This is a genomic window from Fusobacteria bacterium ZRK30, from assembly GCA_024628785.1.
GTDB lineage: Bacteria > Fusobacteriota > Fusobacteriia > Fusobacteriales > Fusobacteriaceae > Psychrilyobacter.
The window spans coordinates 388,173-405,221 of sequence record CP102405.1 but is presented as its reverse complement, the minus strand read 5'-3'; the positions used below and the strand labels follow the sequence as shown (position 1 = coordinate 405,221).

9 protein-coding genes, 2 tRNA genes, 3 rRNA genes and 1 riboswitch are annotated in these 17,049 nt (G+C 37.1%); of the genes, 6 read left to right on the top strand and 8 right to left on the bottom strand.

Annotated elements, in window-relative coordinates; translation table 11 throughout:
- Positions 1-13 precede the first annotated feature (13 nt).
- The 8 genes from grdC to NRK67_06850 all read right to left on the bottom strand — a co-directional run bounded on the left by grdC (position 14) and on the right by NRK67_06850 (position 7,024).
- Positions 14-1,549, bottom strand: a complete 1,536-nt coding sequence (gene grdC / locus NRK67_06885; GenBank protein ID UUV19214.1) for a glycine/sarcosine/betaine reductase complex component C subunit beta — start codon at positions 1,547-1,549, stop codon at positions 14-16.
- A gap of 101 nt (positions 1,550-1,650) precedes the next feature.
- A complete protein-coding gene (grdB, locus tag NRK67_06880) occupies positions 1,651-2,940 on the bottom strand; it encodes a glycine reductase complex selenoprotein B (GenBank protein UUV19213.1) in 1,290 nt (429 codons plus the stop codon).
- Between the two features lie 293 nt (positions 2,941-3,233).
- Positions 3,234-3,710, bottom strand: a complete 477-nt coding sequence (gene grdA / locus NRK67_06875) for a glycine/sarcosine/betaine reductase complex selenoprotein A (GenBank protein ID UUV19212.1) — start codon at positions 3,708-3,710, stop codon at positions 3,234-3,236.
- Between the two features lie 67 nt (positions 3,711-3,777).
- A complete protein-coding gene (locus NRK67_06870; GenBank protein UUV19211.1) occupies positions 3,778-5,064 on the bottom strand; it encodes a glycine/sarcosine/betaine reductase component B subunit in 1,287 nt (428 codons plus the stop codon).
- A 54-nt stretch (positions 5,065-5,118) separates the two neighbouring features.
- Positions 5,119-5,439 (bottom strand): thioredoxin family protein, encoded by a 321-nt coding sequence (locus NRK67_06865; GenBank protein UUV19210.1) that lies wholly within the window; start codon positions 5,437-5,439, stop codon positions 5,119-5,121.
- Positions 5,440-5,452: 13 nt separating this feature from the next.
- Entirely contained in the window at positions 5,453-6,394 is a 942-nt protein-coding gene (gene trxB / locus NRK67_06860; protein ID UUV19209.1) for a thioredoxin-disulfide reductase, read from the bottom strand.
- 29 nt (positions 6,395-6,423) lie between these two features.
- Positions 6,424-6,804, bottom strand: a complete 381-nt coding sequence (locus tag NRK67_06855) for a GrdX family protein (protein ID UUV19208.1) — start codon at positions 6,802-6,804, stop codon at positions 6,424-6,426.
- A 127-nt stretch (positions 6,805-6,931) separates the two neighbouring features.
- A tRNA-OTHER gene (locus NRK67_06850) sits at positions 6,932-7,024 on the bottom strand.
- Positions 7,025-7,460: 436 nt separating this feature from the next.
- On the opposite strand from NRK67_06850, the gene NRK67_06845 reads away from it, so the two are divergent.
- The 6 genes from NRK67_06845 (at position 7,461) to NRK67_06820 (ending at position 17,046) form a co-directional block, all read left to right on the top strand.
- Complete coding sequence (locus tag NRK67_06845) at positions 7,461-8,480, top strand: PTS sugar transporter subunit IIC (GenBank protein UUV19207.1); 1,020 nt, start codon at positions 7,461-7,463, stop codon at positions 8,478-8,480.
- 295 nt (positions 8,481-8,775) lie between these two features.
- Positions 8,776-8,867, bottom strand: a riboswitch (glycine riboswitch).
- 1,580 nt (positions 8,868-10,447) lie between these two features.
- Positions 10,448-11,966 (top strand): 16S ribosomal RNA (locus tag NRK67_06840).
- Between the two features lie 286 nt (positions 11,967-12,252).
- Positions 12,253-15,196 (top strand): 23S ribosomal RNA (locus tag NRK67_06835).
- An 83-nt stretch (positions 15,197-15,279) separates the two neighbouring features.
- Positions 15,280-15,396, top strand: a 5S ribosomal RNA gene (gene rrf, locus NRK67_06830).
- Together the 16S, 23S and 5S rRNA genes with 1 tRNA gene alongside form the textbook arrangement of a ribosomal RNA operon.
- A gap of 24 nt (positions 15,397-15,420) precedes the next feature.
- Positions 15,421-15,496 (top strand) — tRNA-Lys (locus tag NRK67_06825).
- A gap of 200 nt (positions 15,497-15,696) precedes the next feature.
- On the top strand, positions 15,697-17,046 hold the full coding sequence (locus tag NRK67_06820) for an MATE family efflux transporter (GenBank protein ID UUV19206.1): 1,350 nt from the start codon (positions 15,697-15,699) through the stop codon (positions 17,044-17,046).
- Positions 17,047-17,049: the final 3 nt, after the last annotated feature.

The window sequence follows — 17,049 nt, the reverse complement described above, 5'->3', positions numbered from 1 at the left end:
AAGAAATCCCCCCTTAACCTAAGAATTGAGAGGCAAAGTTTTTCATAGCTTCTGCAATCATTGTATTAATTTCATCTTTAGAAACTGATCCTGCTTCCTCTGTAACACCTGTGTTTCTTTCTACCATGATAGATACACCATCGAATAAGTTAGTCATTCTTCCTAAGAATAATGATCCTTTTCCTACTACCATTACTCTGTTTAAGTCACCTTTAGTTAACTCATCCATAGCAAATCCTAAGTAAGGTACTCCTGAAGGGATATGACCTTGTGTAGGTGCCCATCCAACCATTCCGTTATTTACAACGAAATCTTTCATAGCTTTCTTTTCGATATGTCCTTTCTTAACTCCACAAGCTCCGATCATCTTGTAGTTTCCTTCTGGTACATCTCCTGCTCCTGCTGGTTTTGTAACATCTGGGTTTTGCATCTCTACTGAGTACTTATCTACATCTGTAATCTTTAATCCAGCTTTTTCTAATGGCTCGATTACTAATGATGAGATAACTGCTTGAGGTGAAGATCCTGTTCCTACAGTATGTCTACCTACGAAATCAGTGTTGATTACCGGGCTAACTCCGTCATTTTCAGAGATTAAGATAGCGAATGCTCCTAATGTATCCTCTAAGATAGGTAAGTCTTTTTTAACATGGTCTTTACCGTTCATTCCTAACTTAGCTGTAGCTCCACCTGCAACAACTACAACGTTCTTGTATGTTCCAGCTTTTACTAATGATGCTGCGTTGATCAATGAATGAGTAGGTGCTGCACAGAATCCTCTAAGGTCTGATCCAGTTGCATTTACTGCTCCAGATGCTTCGGCGATAGCTTTAGCGAAGTTTCCTCCACCTCTTTGGTTCATATCTCCACAAGCTTCTTCTGAACATTCGATTACATAGTCGATAGTTGTAGGATCGATGTTGTTTCTTGCAATTAAGTTTTTAAATGCTAAGATTCCAGATGCTTTTACAACTAAGTTTTCAAATATTACATGTGAACTTAAGTTAGAGTCTACATCATGGGCTCTTTTTACACATCCAACTAATTTATCTTCATGGTATAACCCTTCTGCTCCCTCTTCATTTACTAAAGCTTCGATTACAGAGAATTCATGACCTTTATTTAATTGAGCTTCGTCAGCTTCTGAATAGAACTCATAGTTTCTATATGCTTCTACTGCGTCAGCTAAGAATTTTTCTTCTAATAATACTAAGTCGAAAACGTCAGCTAATTTAACCATTACGATAAATTCTTTTTGAGCTAAGATCTCTCCAAATTTACCTTTGTTTGAAGAACCTTCAATATTTTTACCTACGAATGGCATTCCAACTTCTTTTAATTTTTCAGGAGTAAGGTTTCCGATGTAAGTTTGGTTAGGTCCGTAGTTTACTACTTCTTCATAAGTTCTGTAGCTGTCTCTGATATTTTTTAAATATTCAGAATCCGGGTTAGTATGTTTTTCAACTGTTTGAGTAGTTCCATTGTGTAAGATCATGTCTGGAGTATGCACTAAACAATATGCTGCTCCTTTTAAAACTGCAAAATTCATCTTTTATTCCTCCGATTTTTATTATTATATTTATTTATTTTTAAAGTTATAAAAAATAAGGGAAAGAGACAATAACTCTTCCCCTTATTTAAGTTTAATTATTAAACTTGGAATACTGTTTGTTCAGTAACTTCAGTAGTTAAAGAAGTTAAAGCTGTTTTAACTATGTCTTTTCTTATTTTCATTTGGTCTTCCGCACATAATGCAGGGTCACCAAATGGATGTGGAATTGCTATTGCAGGAACTATTCTGTTAGCTCCTACTGTTAGAGAGATAGGAACTACAGTACAAATATGTACTACAGGTATTCCACTCTTTTCTATTTCTTTTACCATCGTTGCACCGCAACGAGTACAAGTTCCTCATGTAGAAGTTAGGATTACTCCGTCTACTCCTGCAGCAACTAGTTCTTTTGTGAATTCAGCTGCGAACGCTTTAGAGTTCTTTACTGAAGTTCCGTTTCCTGTTGTAGAATAGTAGTAAGGATGGATAGATCCGATTACTCCTTCAGCTTCAAATTGTCTTAAAGCATCTGTAGGAACTACTACGTTTGGATTGTCGTTAGCATATGTAGGGTCGAATCCTCCATGAGCAGTTTCTCCCATGTTGTCTAATTCATATCTACCATATTTTTGAGCTGATGAAGCTTCAATTCTATCAGGGTTTCCAGAAGGAACCATTCCACCAGAAGTAACTAATGCTATTTTAGCAGTTGATAAATCTTTGATTGCCTTTCCAGGTTCAACATTATCAAATAATGGCATTGGATATTCAGTTACAAATTCCTCACCTTTTAATTTATTTACTAACATATCTACTGCTCTTTCAGCACCGATCTTTTCAGCGAAGTAATTTTGTCTTACTCCTCTTACATGGTATCCTTCTTCAGCTGGAGATCCAACAACTTCTTTCTTACCTAACTTTAAAGCAAGAGCTGCTAATGGCTTTATAGCCTTTCTCATTCCTGCTGCTGAGTTAGTTGTAGAAACAATATGAAGATCTTTTCTGTACATATCTACACCAGGGTTCTCAATGTACATAGCAGTAACTACAGGAATTCCTAATTCCTCTTTTACAGATTTTGCAATAGTTCCACAAGCAACTCCGTATCTTCCTGCGTTGAAAGCAGGTCCTGCGATAAATAAGTCAGGCTTTGCAGCTTTTACCATTTCTAATATTTCTTTTGTAGCTTCTTCAACATTCTCATTTAAATAAGAATCTCCACAAATTACTGTTCCTACGATTTCTGCTTCTTCACCAAATTGTTGCATAAGAGCTGAACCAGGACCTACAACTTCATTTCTGAATTCAGGTTTGATATCAGCTTTTTCTTCTCCACCAATTCCGGCGAAGAATTGATTTATATAGTGAACTACTTTTATTTTATTCATTCAAATCCCCCGTAATTAAGACTATCTTGCATCGATATTGTATTACCAGGGATTATTAAATCCCTAGTTTATATTATAAATTTTTGATAATTGATTTTGTTAAATTTGTTACTTTTGTTTCTATTATATAGGCTCACCTGAGCCATATGTTCAATGGATTTTTTCTGAGAATTATTTTAATTAAAGATTTTGTGTGTGCCTTGCATAGGACACGGTTTCTGAATATGATCTCTTAGTTTTTTAGTTATTTTTATTTTTGTTGTTGGTTCAGTTATTACAAGTTTTGCGAGAAATTAAAGGTATTTACAACCTTCTCCTCTGATTTCGTTCATTTCTTCTACGATCTCTTCTACTTCTAATACCATTTCCATCATTCCTACTTGCTCTTCAAATTTGTCTGCATCTACAGCACCTTTGAATTGATCTTCTAATACGTGGAATACTGTTAATCCTAACGCTTCGTTAGCTAGTACTCCTGAGAATGTAGGGTCTCCCATTGTTACTGTTTCTGCAGCTAATCCAGATGCCTCTGCTTCTGCTGCTCCTAATATAACTACTAAGTTTTCTGGTCCATATTCAGTTGCGAAATCTTTAATTCTTTTTTGATTCTCTAAATCCATTGCTCCAGCAGCCGTTCAGACAAAGCATTCTGTAGAAGCAAATATTACTTCTACGTTTGCCATTGTCTCAGCGCACTCCTTTATAGCTTCTCCAGGTACACCGTCTCTATCTCCGACGATGATTAATTTTTTATTTTCATAATTAAACATGTGATGCCTCCTAATTGTTTTATTGATTTTTTAAACGCTATCCTTATAGAAGTTTTATTAATTAAAACTAGTACATTTTAGCTGTTAATTTGTTGAATCCTAATTCGTTTGTTGCACCAGTGATTATTTGGATCTCAGCTTCGATAGTTCCGTCAGCTTTTAATGAACCGTCAAATCCACCTGATAATGTATCAGTGTAGTCTAACATTCCGATAACTTTGTCCATTGGAGCTAAAGTTATCATTTGGTTAGCGTTTCCACCAGTTATTACTGCGTTAGCTGCTACGTCTGCATCTGCTAATGATTGAGATGATCCATCTCTACCAGCATACTCGTCAGTAACGATAACTGTTTTAACACCTTGAGCTTCTACTTTCTTACAGTTCATGATTAAGTCAGTATCAGGGTTTCCGAATCCTTCTTGAGAGATTACTACACCATCTAATCCTAAGTATTTAGTAAATTTAGCTGTCCAGTCAGATGATCTTTCTTTATCTGCTAAGTATACGTTTTCGTTAGTTATGATGATTCCCATGAAGTTGATTTCTTTTCCATGTTGCTTGTATAAGTTTTTGATGATTGGGTTATTTAAGTGATGGAAACTTGTATTTTTGTCACAAGCTGATACACAGTTACCACTTAAGATAGCTCCATCCATAACTTCAGTTGGATATAAGATAGTTGGTACTATTTTCTTAGCATCTACACCATATACATAAGTATCATGTAAAAGACCTTGAGTTTGTAACATGTATACATAAGCTACTTTTGGTAACTCAGGGTACTCGTTAGCTTGCTCTAATAAAGGTTTAGTTTCGAATACTTCGATATTATCAGGAGTAACATTTTCTCCTAATTTACCTAAGTGTGCAGCGATTTTTAATCCAGCCATTCTAGCAGCTGCTTCATAAGCGTGTGATTCGATTCCTTCTTTAGGTTCGATAACCATACATAAGTTATTTAACTTTGAGAAAGGACTATAATCTGCTGCAACACCAGTCATGTCGATGATTCCTTCTTGGAATCCAACAATTTTACCACAAGTTACTACTGCAGACCCTTTTAATACATGAGTTCTACCTTCTCCAACAGTTTTTACGTTTGAGATCATTCCAGGGAAAATACCAGCTTTTCCTCCAACTTTTACTCTAGGCTCGATTACATCTTTAACAGGTGTAATTCTAACACTTTCTCCAGGCTTTGCTAATTCAAGTTTAACGTCAATGATTCTGTCATCCTCTAAAACAATTGCCTTAATTTCTTCCGCATTTACATGTAAAACACCGTTTTCTACTTTTGAGACATCTGCAAATTTTATATCTGAAATATTAATTTCTCCTAATTCTAAACGCAAATATCACACCCCCTTAAATTATTATAAAATAAACTTTGATTATTGCCAAAATATCTACTTGATGTTTTCAGCTAACATAGCTTCTATGTTTTTAGCTGTTGCATCGTCTTTTGTTAATTCTGCTACTTTTTCTCCACCTTTATATAAAGTAATTGTAGGTAATCCTAATACTTTTTGCTTTATTGCCATTCTTCTTGCTTTACTTGTGTTTAATTTTACGAATTTAGCTTTATCAGCATTTTTTTCAGCTATTACTTCTAATTCAGGTAATAACGCTTTACACGGTACACACCCGTCACTATAATAATCTACTAATACATAACCTTCTGCATTTAGTACTTCTTCTTCAAATGTTCCCTTATCTACTACTAACATAAATTGATCCTCCTTAAAATTTTTCTTCCATATATTTTTCAGCTAACGTTGCTGCGATTGCTCCATCAGCAGTTGCTGTTACTACTTGTCTAAGTGCTTTAGGTCTGATATCTCCTGCTGCAAATACTCCTTCTACATTTGTTCTCATTTCGTCATCAGTTTTGATATATCCCCAGTCATCCATTTCGATATGACCTTTGAATGTATCTGAATGTGGTACATAACCAACAAATGCGAATAATCCAAATGTTCCATCTTCTTCATCAGCGTTGAATTCTGTTAATTCTCCAGTTTTTAAGTTTCTGAATACTGCTGTTTCTAATATTCCGTCACCTTTTAATTCTTCAACTGTTGAATCCCACATAAATTCTAACTTGTCGTTTTTAAATGCTTTCTCTTGAATAGATTTAGCTGCTCTTAATTCATCTCTTCTATGTACTATAGTTACTTTTCTAGCAAATTTAGTTAGGTACATTGCTTCTTCAACTGCTGTGTCTCCTCCACCGATTACGAATACTTCGAAATCTTCAAAGAAGTCAGCATCACATGTAGCACAGTATGAAACTCCCTTACCAGTAAATTCAGCTTCTCCAGGACAACCCATCTTTCTAGGTGTAGCTCCAGTTGCTATAATAACTGATTTAGCTTTATATTCTTCTTTTTCACCTTTAACAATTTTGATGTCTCCAGAAAAATCTACATCTATTACATCGTCAGATTTGATCTCTGCACCGAATTCTACAACTTGTTCTACCATTCTAGCGATTAGAGATGGTCCTGTAGCTTCTCTTACAGATCCAGGATAGTTTGCTACTTCATGAGTTATAACAATCTGTCCTCCTGTTTTACTCTTTTCCAATACTAATGTAGATAATTTTGATCTTCCTGCATATAGAGCCGATGATAATCCTGCTGGCCCTGCTCCTATTACTATAAGGTCGTATATTTTTGACATTGTACCCTCCTGATATATATATATTTTATTTAATTATTTTGAGTTATACTTTCGATACCACTAGTAATGATATCGCAATCGATTAATTTGAAGTCACCTATAATTTTGTCTGTCCACTCTCTCTTTAAGACAAATTTTTTAGTAGTTATGATTGCATCCTCGATAAGCTTCAAAGAATCAAAGTTTAATTTAGTGGCTTCTTCAGATATTATTATTGATTTAAAAGGTGTTTCCCCAGGTTTGATACTCCCTGTCAATGGATGAGTTAAAATTTCATGACCAATGTGAACTTTTGATCTTGTGAATTCCATTGTTTCTAAAAAGGTAGCATCTTCATGGTAATCCATAGGGTACAGATCCTTATATTTTAAGTTAACCAAAGGATTGTTAGTTATTATTCTAAATTTCATTTTTCCCTCCTAAACAAGAGCAGTTGTTCTCTTTTTCACATTTTTTTCCAAAAAAATAAAAAGTATTCAATAGATATAGATACTTTTTAATTTTTATTTATTTTGATTATATTGACACTTAATTTGATGGAATTATGAGGGAATCGAACCCACCTACAATAACTTAATATTGAAACTCGATTTTAATATCGGTAAGCACACCAGCGTCTCGTCTATTTCCAATTTAGTTATACTCCTTTTATAAAAAAAAGTCAACCACTAAAGTTAATTTTTTTACTTTTTGTTTTGTATACAAACATATATTATGTTATTCTAATTTTTATCATCCCTTTATTTAAGAGGTGATTCAATCGATGGTATAACTTAAATGTTGTTAGAAATTAATTTTTTTTATTTTTTTAGGAAAAATCAAAAAATGAGTTTTGAAACGAAACAAAACAGTTGCTTTAAATACACCGTTTTCAAAAAAAGATTAGAATTTAATTGACAAACGTCCATTAAAAGGTTATAAATTATAAGATTCACAATTATTTAAATAATCAAACGGCTCAAAACCAAGGTTTAATAAGAATTATTTTGTTTACGTGTGAATCATTCGGATTATGGTGAAATTTTTCACAAATATCGTTCAATGTTTTTTAGGGGGAATTTATACAATGGAAATGTTAAAAGGAATGGCACTACTATTATTGGCACTATCATGTTTTTCAGCATTCAGTCTTAAAGCACCAAATGGTCAAAAAGCTATGAGTGGTTTAGCAAACGCTGCAGTCGCTACTTTTTTAGTCGAAGCTTTACACAAATTTATTTCAGGAAATATGCTTGGTATTGCTTTTTTAGGTAATGTAGGTAGCATCGTAGGTGGTCTGGGAGGCGTAGCATCAGGAAGTTTGGTTATGCTGGCTCTTGGTATCAATCCTGTATTTGCTCTAGCTACTGGTCTCGCACTCTCTGGAATGGGAATCTTAGAAGGATTTATCGTAGGATATGCCCTTTCATTCTTAGTTCCAATCTTAGAAAAATATTTACCTGAAGGAGTAGACACTATTGTTGGTGTACTTGTTTTAGCTCCTCTAGGAAGATTTATCGCAGAAGCGGTTTCACCTGTTGTTACTATTACTCTTAATCAATTAGGAGAAATGATATTAAACGCTTCCAACCAATCTCCAATACTTATGGGACTTCTTTTAGGAGGGCTTATCAAGGTTATTTGTACAGCTCCTCTCAGTTCCATGGCTCTTACAGCTATTTTAGGCTTGACAGGGCTTCCTATGGGAATAGCATGTGTCGCTTGCTTCGGTGGTTGTTTCGCAAACGGTATAACATTCTATAGACTTAAATTAGGAAGTAAAAGTAAGGCTATCTCAATGATGTTAGAACCTCTTACACAAGCTGACATAGTTACAGCCAATCCAGTACCTATATTCAGTTCTAGTTTTGTTGGTGGAGCTTTTGCAGGTTTATCTGCTGCATATTTTAATATTATTGCTGATGCTCCGGGAACTGCGTCTCCTATCCCTGGTTTACTTACTCCATTTGCATTTAATCCAGCTGGAACTGTTGCGTTAGCTATGTTATTTGCTATGATAGGTGGTATAGCTGGTGGATTTTTAATGTCAACAATCTTCCTTGCGATTAAAGCGAAGAAAGAATCAAGAAATATGATACAAGCATAGTTAATTATAATCTATTGAACTTTTGCATTAGAAATAATGTTTAAGTTTGATAGATTATTTTTTTGATAGACCATTATGTTAGTAGTTTTTATTATTTAGTTTTTTATAAATTTATAAAAGCTAGATTGAAAAAATGAAAACCTTCTAGAGTCAACTGAGGGATCATAATTTTATAGAATTTATAATATTTAAGTTTTGTTTAAAAAAGCAAAATATATCAAAAAAGGTCATACTATTGTATGACCTCTGAATTAAGAATTGGTTAAAATAAAAAAATAAACTTTTCGTGTTTTTTTATATTTCCGCTGTCCTTTTACCTGAGAGATTCGCCTAAATTAGGTTTGCTCCTTCGGTGACTTATTTAAAAGTCTCTCCAGAGGTTCGTCCAGTAGGTGTACTTATTCACTCATGAGTGAAAACCTGAAAGTTTTACTTCTTCGGTGCTCTAATTTTCTAGAGGCTCTCCACATACCTTCGTCCGATTTTGTATTCAATTGTTTTATCTAGTACTAATTTATTACATTTCTCGTGTTTTGTCAACACTTTATTTTATTTTTTTATTTTTTATTAATCGCGATTAGATGTCGTCGCAAAAAAACAAACTAATCGCGATTAGTTTTGTTTACTATATATATGCAATGGCAATTAACCTAACGTGGAGACACAAATTTTGATTTTACTTTTGATAACAATTTATAATTATTTTTAGAATAAAGAGGGGGAGGCTTAATTTCTAATATTAGCTTAATCTCAGATAGGAATTAAATTTTTTTGTCTTTCTTGCTGGTCCATACTGATTTTTTAGATTTATTCTTAGGGAGAATATTAGAATTCTAAAAACAAAAAAATTATATAACTTTAAATTGTTATAAAACTCGAAAATAGAATAAATAAAATTGTTTATGGTGTTAACAATAGATTAATAAAATATTAGGGTAAAAATATTCTGAGAATTTTTTTAAGATTGAAGAAAGTATTTCATTTGATGATATTAAGGAAAAAAGAATTAAGTGTGATAAAAACTTTCCATTTAAAGACTATTGATTAGTTTTGGCTTAATGTATAGAAAGCTGAAATGACAGATTATAATCTGTCAGTGTTATAAAAAGCTGTATTATGAAGTTAATCAATAGATATTAATGATATTATAATCTACTAACCTATATAAGTGATTAAATCAAAAATCATTTATAAAATTAGAAAATAACATAGTATTGATATTAAAATAAAAGATCAGTAGTTTTTATTTGATAATTTAGGTTATGGTGCTTTGTCCAACTTTATGATTATTTTACTTGTTCCTTGAACTCCTCTTAATTATTATAGATAGGAAGAACGATTTGGAGTTGATCTCTAATTAAAGTTTTGTCGCAAATTTTAGAAGAGTTTAAATTAAGTATATATATACTTATGATTTAACAATTTCTTTATTTATGAAAAATTAGATCTACAGTTTTCCTAATCTAAAGATTCAAAATTTAAATCAATTAAACCTGAACTTGGAGAAAATGGTATTAAAACCCCTCATTACAATTTAAAGTAGTGTTGGAATTATATTTATTATAAGAATTGTCTTAAAATTTTTAAACGTTCGATAACAGATGTGTTTTATTGGCTGTTGGTCAATAAAATAGGTTGGTGTAGAAGGTTTTGTTCGTTTTTTAATCCTCTTTTAGGAAAAGTTTGGGAAAAATACAATAAAAAAACAAAAAAATCCTTGACGAAAACTTGTAAACGCGGTATACTTCTTCTTGTCCGCGAGGGAAAGCGAAAGCGACTTGAAGCGAGACATTTAATAGGACATTAGCAATTAAATAGAGAAAGAAAGTGTAAATTAAAAACTCAATTGTCGTTTGAAACTTTGTTTTCAAACAATCGATTAAGGTGTACAGTGGAATGAACCACTATAAAAATAATTATCTTTTAATAGATAGCTAAACTTCATTTATGAAGTTAGGATATAAATTTGAATGTAGAGTTTGATCCTGGCTCAGGATGAACGCTGACAGAATGCTTAACACATGCAAGTCGACTGGAATTCTTCTTCGGAAGATAGTACGGTGGCGGACGGGTGAGTAACGCGTAAAGAATTTGCCCTTCAGACTGGGACAACTAATCGAAAGGTTAGCTAATACCGGATATTATGAGATCTTGGCATCAAGAACTTATGAAAGCTATATGCGCTGGAGGAGAACTTTGCGTTCCATTAGGTAGTTGGTAGGGTAATGGCCTACCAAGCCGACGATGGATAGCCGGCCTGAGAGGGTGAACGGCCACAAGGGGACTGAGACACGGCCCTTACTCCTACGGGAGGCAGCAGTGGGGAATATTGGACAATGGACCAAAAGTCTGATCCAGCAATTCTGTGTGCACGATGAAGGTCTTCGGATTGTAAAGTGCTTTCAGGTGGGAAGAAGAAAGTGACGGTACCACCAGAAGAAGCGACGGCTAAATACGTGCCAGCAGCCGCGGTAATACGTATGTCGCAAGCGTTATCCGGAATTATTGGGCGTAAAGCGAGTCTAGGCGGCTTGTTAAGTCAGATGTGAAAATGCGGGGCTCAACTCCGTATTGCGTTTGAAACTGGCAGGCTAGAGTACTGGAGAGGTGGGCGGAACTACAAGTGTAGAGGTGAAATTCGTAGATATTTGTAGGAATGCCGATAGTGAAGACAGCTCACTGGACAGATACTGACGCTAAAGCTCGAAAGCGTGGGGAGCGAACAGGATTAGATACCCTGGTAGTCCACGCCGTAAACGATGTTCACTGGGTGTAGGGGGTCGAACCTCTGTGCCGAAGCTAACGCGATAAGTGAACCGCCTGGGGAGTACGCACGCAAGTGTGAAACTCAAAGGAATTGACGGGGACCCGCACAAGCGGTGGAGCATGTGGTTTAATTCGACGCAACGCGAGGAACCTTACCAGCACTTGACATACAACGAACTTGTCAGAGATGACTTGGTGCCGCTTCGGTGGAACGTTGATACAGGTGGTGCATGGCTGTCGTCAGCTCGTGTCGTGAGATGTTGGGTTAAGTCCCGCAACGAGCGCAACCCCTATCGTATGTTACCATCATTAAGTTGGGGACTCATGCGAGACTGCCTGCGACGAGCAGGAGGAAGGTGGGGATGACGTCAAGTCATCATGCCCCTTATGTGCTGGGCTACACACGTGCTACAATGGTTGGTACAGAGAGCAGCAATACGGCGACGTGGAGCAAATCTCAGAAAGCCAATCTTAGTTCGGATCGCAGTCTGCAACTCGACTGCGTGAAGTTGGAATCGCTAGTAATCGCGAATCAGCAATGTCGCGGTGAATACGTTCTCGGGTCTTGTACACACCGCCCGTCACACCACGAGAGTTGGTTGCACCTAAAGTAGCAGGCCTAACCATTTATGGAGGGATGTTCCTAAGGTGTGATTAGCGATTGGGGTGAAGTCGTAACAAGGTATCCGTACCGGAAGGTGCGGATGGATCACCTCCTTTCTAAGGAGCACTTTATGAGACCATGCAAATGGTATTACATAAAGAATATTTATACTGCTCTTTCTCTATTTATTTGGTAATGTTCTCTTTTTTGAGAGAAAATACCAGTTGGACATTGAAAACTATATAGTAATGAAATAATAAATTAACAATTTTATTAGATCTTCAGTTACACGAGAGTGTAACAATAATTAACGAAGAGTTAGAAATAACTGAACGATAATTAGATTTCAAAAATTCTAAAAACAAATTAAGCAAAAAATATTAAAATTCTATTTTAATAATAGGTTAAGAAATTAAGGGCGCACGGAGAATGCCTTGGTAGTAAGAGCCGATGAAGGACGTGATAAGCTGCGATAAGCTAAGACAAGCTGCAATTGAGCGTAATAGTCTTAGATTTCCGAATGGGTAAACCTACTAGTTTGAAGAACTAGTGTGGAAACGGGAACCGGATGAACTGAAACATCTAAGTAATCCGAGGAAGAGAAAGTAAAAACGATTCCCTAAGTAGCGGCGAGCGAACGGGGAAGAGCCCAAACCGAACAAGTGTGATAGCATGCAGGCGTTGCTTGTTGGGGGTAGTGGGATACAGAGTAGCAGATCTGCAAAGTCTGCGCTTGACTAACAAAGGTACTAGAATGAACTGGAAAGTTCAACCGTAGAAGGTGATAGTCCTGTATAGGGAACTTATGTTAGCAAGTCACTGTAATCCCAAGTAGCACGGGACACGAGAAACCCTGTGTGAATCAGCGAGGACCATATCTCGTAAGGCTAAATACTCTTACTAACCGATAGTGAATAGTACCGTGAGGGAAAGGTGAAAAGAACCCCGGGAGGGGAGTGAAATAGAACCTGAAACCGTGTGCTTACAAGCGGTCAGAGCAGAGCCTTCGGGCGTGTGATGGCGTGCCTTTTGGAGAATGATCCTGCGAGTTACGATCAATGGCGAGGTTAAGTATAACGGAGCCGAAGGGAAACCGAGTCTGAATAGGGCGAATTAGTCGTTGGTTGTAGACGCGAAACCTGGTGATCTATGCCTGTCCAAGATGAAGCTGTGGTAAGACACAGTGGAGGTCTGAACCCACCGTCGTTGAAAAGCCGGGGGATGAGGTAGGTATAGGGGTGAAAAGCCAATCGAACCAGGAGATAGCTCGTTCTCTCCGAAATGCATTTAGGTGCAGCCTTGATTGTTTAAATATGGGGGTAGAGCACTGAATGGTCTAGCGGGCATATTGCTTAGCGAAATCAATCAAACTCCGAATACCATATTTCAAGAGATCAGGAGTGAGACTATGGGTACTAAGATCCATGGTCAAAAGGGAAACAGCCCAGACCACCAACTAAGGTCCCAAATTATATCTAAGTGGGAAAGGAGGTGGAGATTCTGAAACAACCAGGATGTTGGCTTAGAAGCAGCCATACATTTAAAGAGTGCGTAATAGCTCACTGGTCGAGAGTCTCTGCGCCGACAATGTAACGGGGCTAAGATATAAACCGAAGTTGTGGAGTATACACTATGTGTAGACTGGTAGGAGAGCGTTCCGTAGGCCGTTGAAGGATAAGGGGTAACCCAATCTGGAGGTATCGGAAGTGAGAATGCAGGAATGAGTAGCGAGAAAGAGGGTGAGAATCCCTCTCGCCGGAAAACCAAGGTTTCCAGAGTAAAGCTTGTCTTCTCTGGGTAAGCCGGGACCTAAGCCGAGGCTAGATTGCGTAGGCGAATGGAAAGCAGTTTAATATTACTGCGCCACTGTAATTTGTTTGAGAGATGGAGGGACGCAGAAGGGTATGTGCGCAGACTGTTGGATATGTCTGTGTAAGCATGTAGGATGGAACCGCAGGAAAATCCACGGTTTTAGATCTGAGGTGTGATGCGGAGTGTTTGTAATGAACACGAAGGTACAAATCCCACGCTGCCGAGAAAAGCTTCTATTGAGAATTATAGTGCCCGTACCGTAAACCGACACAGGTGGTTAGGATGAGAAATCTAAGGCGTACAGGCTAACTCTCGCTAAGGAACTCTGCAAAATGGCCCCGTAACTTCGGGAGAAGGGGTGCCATTAAAGGTGATAAATACACGCGATTTTGAGCTTTTGATGGCCGCAGTGAAGAGATTCGAGCAACTGTTTAGCAAAAACACAGGTCTATGCTAAGCTGAAAGGCGATGTATATGGGCTGACACCTGCCCAGTGCCGGAAGGTTAAGAGGAGGGTTTAGCGACTCAAATTGAAGCCCCGGTGAACGGCGGCCGTAACTATAACGGTCCTAAGGTAGCGAAATTCCTTGTCGGGTAAGTTCCGACCTGCACGAATGGTGTAATGACTCGAATGCTGTCTTGGCGGGAGGCCTGGTGAAATTGTACTACCGGTGAAGATACCGGTTACCTACAGTAGGACGGAAAGACCCCGTGGAGCTTTACTATAGCTTGGTATTGGGTTGAGATGTTATGTGTATAGGATAGTTGGGAGACTGTGATTATATGGCGCTAGCTGTATATGAGTCGCTGGTGGAATACCAACCATATAACATTTTGATTCTAATCTGTGATGTGTAATCATGGAGACAGTGCTAGGTGGGTAGTTTGACTGGGGCGGTCGCCTCCGAAAGAGTAACGGAGGCGTTCAAAGGTTCCCTCAGGTTGGATGGAAATCAACCGAAGAGTGCAATGGCATAAGGGAGCTTGACTGTGAGATAGACACATCGAGCAGGTGCGAAAGCAGGACATAGTGATCCGGTGGTTCCGAATGGAAGGGCCATCGCTCAACGGATAAAAGCTACCCCGGGGATAACAGGCTGATTTTGCCCGAGAGTCCATATCGACGGCAAAGTTTGGCACCTCGATGTCGGCTCATCGCATCCTGGGGCTGGAGAAGGTCCCAAGGGTTGGGCTGTTCGCCCATTAAAGCGGTACGTGAGCTGGGTTCAGAACGTCGTGAGACAGTTCGGTCCCTATCCACTGTAGGCGTAAGAATATTGATGAGATCTGTCCTTAGTACGAGAGGACCGGGATGGACAAACCTCTAATGTACCAGTTGTCATGCCAATGGCATAGCTGGGTAGTCACGTTTGGAATGGATAACCGCTGAAAGCATCTAAGCGGGAAGCCAACTCAGAGATAAGTATTCTATCATTGATAAGTCACCTTCGAGACTAGGAGGTTGATAGGTTGGGGGTGTAAGGGCTGTGAAGTCTTTAGCTGACCAATACTAATATGACGAACACTTTACCTAAAGAAAATGATTTTTAGAAAGTTAATTTATGAAACATTATTATATAGTTTTGAATGTTTAACAATATTCAATAAGAAAGTAAGCTTGGTAAGAAAAGCTACGGGGGTACACCTGGTCACATTCCGAACCCAGAAGTTAAGTCCGTAAACGCCGAAAGTACTTAGGGGGCAGCCCCTTGGGAGGATAGGAACTTGCCAAGTCTTTTTTATTTTTTGTAAAAATATGCGCCACTAGCTCAGCTGGTAGAGCACTCGACTTTTAATCGAGTTGTCACAGGTTCAAACCCTGTGTGGCGCACCATAACCAATATAAATACCGGAGTCATCAATTAATTTTGATGGCTTTTTTTGTTTATAATTTATAGAAAAATAGGAAAAAATTATAAGGGGAATAAAAAGACAAAAGTAATAATATTTTATGTGATATAATAAATAACAGCTAATCCTTAATTATATTTTATGAGTTTAAAATCTATAGATCTAAAGGGGGAAAGAAAAGGAATGGAAAGTAAAAAAAAGTTTTATAAGCAATTGATAACTATAGCTGTCCCCATAGCTATGCAGAGTATGATCTCCTCCTCGGTAAATATGGCAGATGTATTTATGATTGGAAAGCTAGGCGCAACTAAGTTGGCTGCCTTGGGATTAGCCAATCAAATAATGTTTTTGATGGCACTCCTATTATATGGAATTAATAGTGGATCTGCGGTTTTTATGTCGCAATTTTGGGGAAAAAAAGATAAAAAAAGTTTATATAAGGTATTGGGAATAGCTCTTATAGCCAGTATATTTGTAGGCGCAACTTTTTTTGCAGGTGGGCAATTTGCTCCAAAAATTTTGATAAAGATATATTCACCGGATATAGAGGTAATAAACTTAGGAGCCTCGTATTTAAAGATAGTAAGTTGGTCATATATAATAACAGCAATATCCATGGTGTATGGAATCCAGCTTAGGAGTGTAGGGATCTTGAAATTAGGTGTCTATACCAGTGTAGTCAGCTTGATAGTTAATGTGTTTTTTAATTATGTATTAATATTTGGAAATTTAGGATTTCCGAAACTAGGGATAGAGGGAGCTGCAATAGCTACTTTGATTGCCAGAATTATAGAGATGACAATAATAGTAACTTTAGTATACAAAAATAAATATCCATTAGCCTGTAAGATAAAAGAGATGGTGAAAATTGATAAAAAATTTCTGAGAAAATTTATCCTGACCACTGCACCGGTTATAGCAAATGAGATGCTTTGGGCTCTTGGAATGACTGCTTATGCCATGGTATACGCCAGAATGAGTACCGAGTCGGTAGCGGTAATAAATATTGTGGATAGTATTGCCAAAATATTATTTACAGGGTTCTTTGGTATTGCCAGTGCAACGGCAGTAATGATAGGATATAAAATTGGAGAAAAAGAAGAGGAAGAGGCTATTAAATATGCATATCTATTGGGGAAGATATCTGTTTATATAGGAATAGTAACAGGAGTAATAATGGTTATAATTATAAAACCTTTGTTGAGTTTTTATAATTTAGAGGTGGAGGTTTATGACTTAGTGGTAAAAACCACTTATATGTTGGCAGTTCTGACACCGTTTAAAAGTTTTACAGCAACTACAGTAGTAGGAATATTAAGGGCTGGAGGAGATGTAAAATATTGTTTGGTCTTAGATATAACAGCACTTTGGCTAGTGGGAATACCACTTGTAATATATGGAGGATTGACCTTGGGGCTGCCTATCTATATAGTTTATGGGCTGGCCGGAAGTGAGGAAGTTATAAAATTTATTTTTAGTATCAGGAGAGTTATTTCAAAAAAATGGGTTACAAATTTAGTGGAAAATATGTAGGAG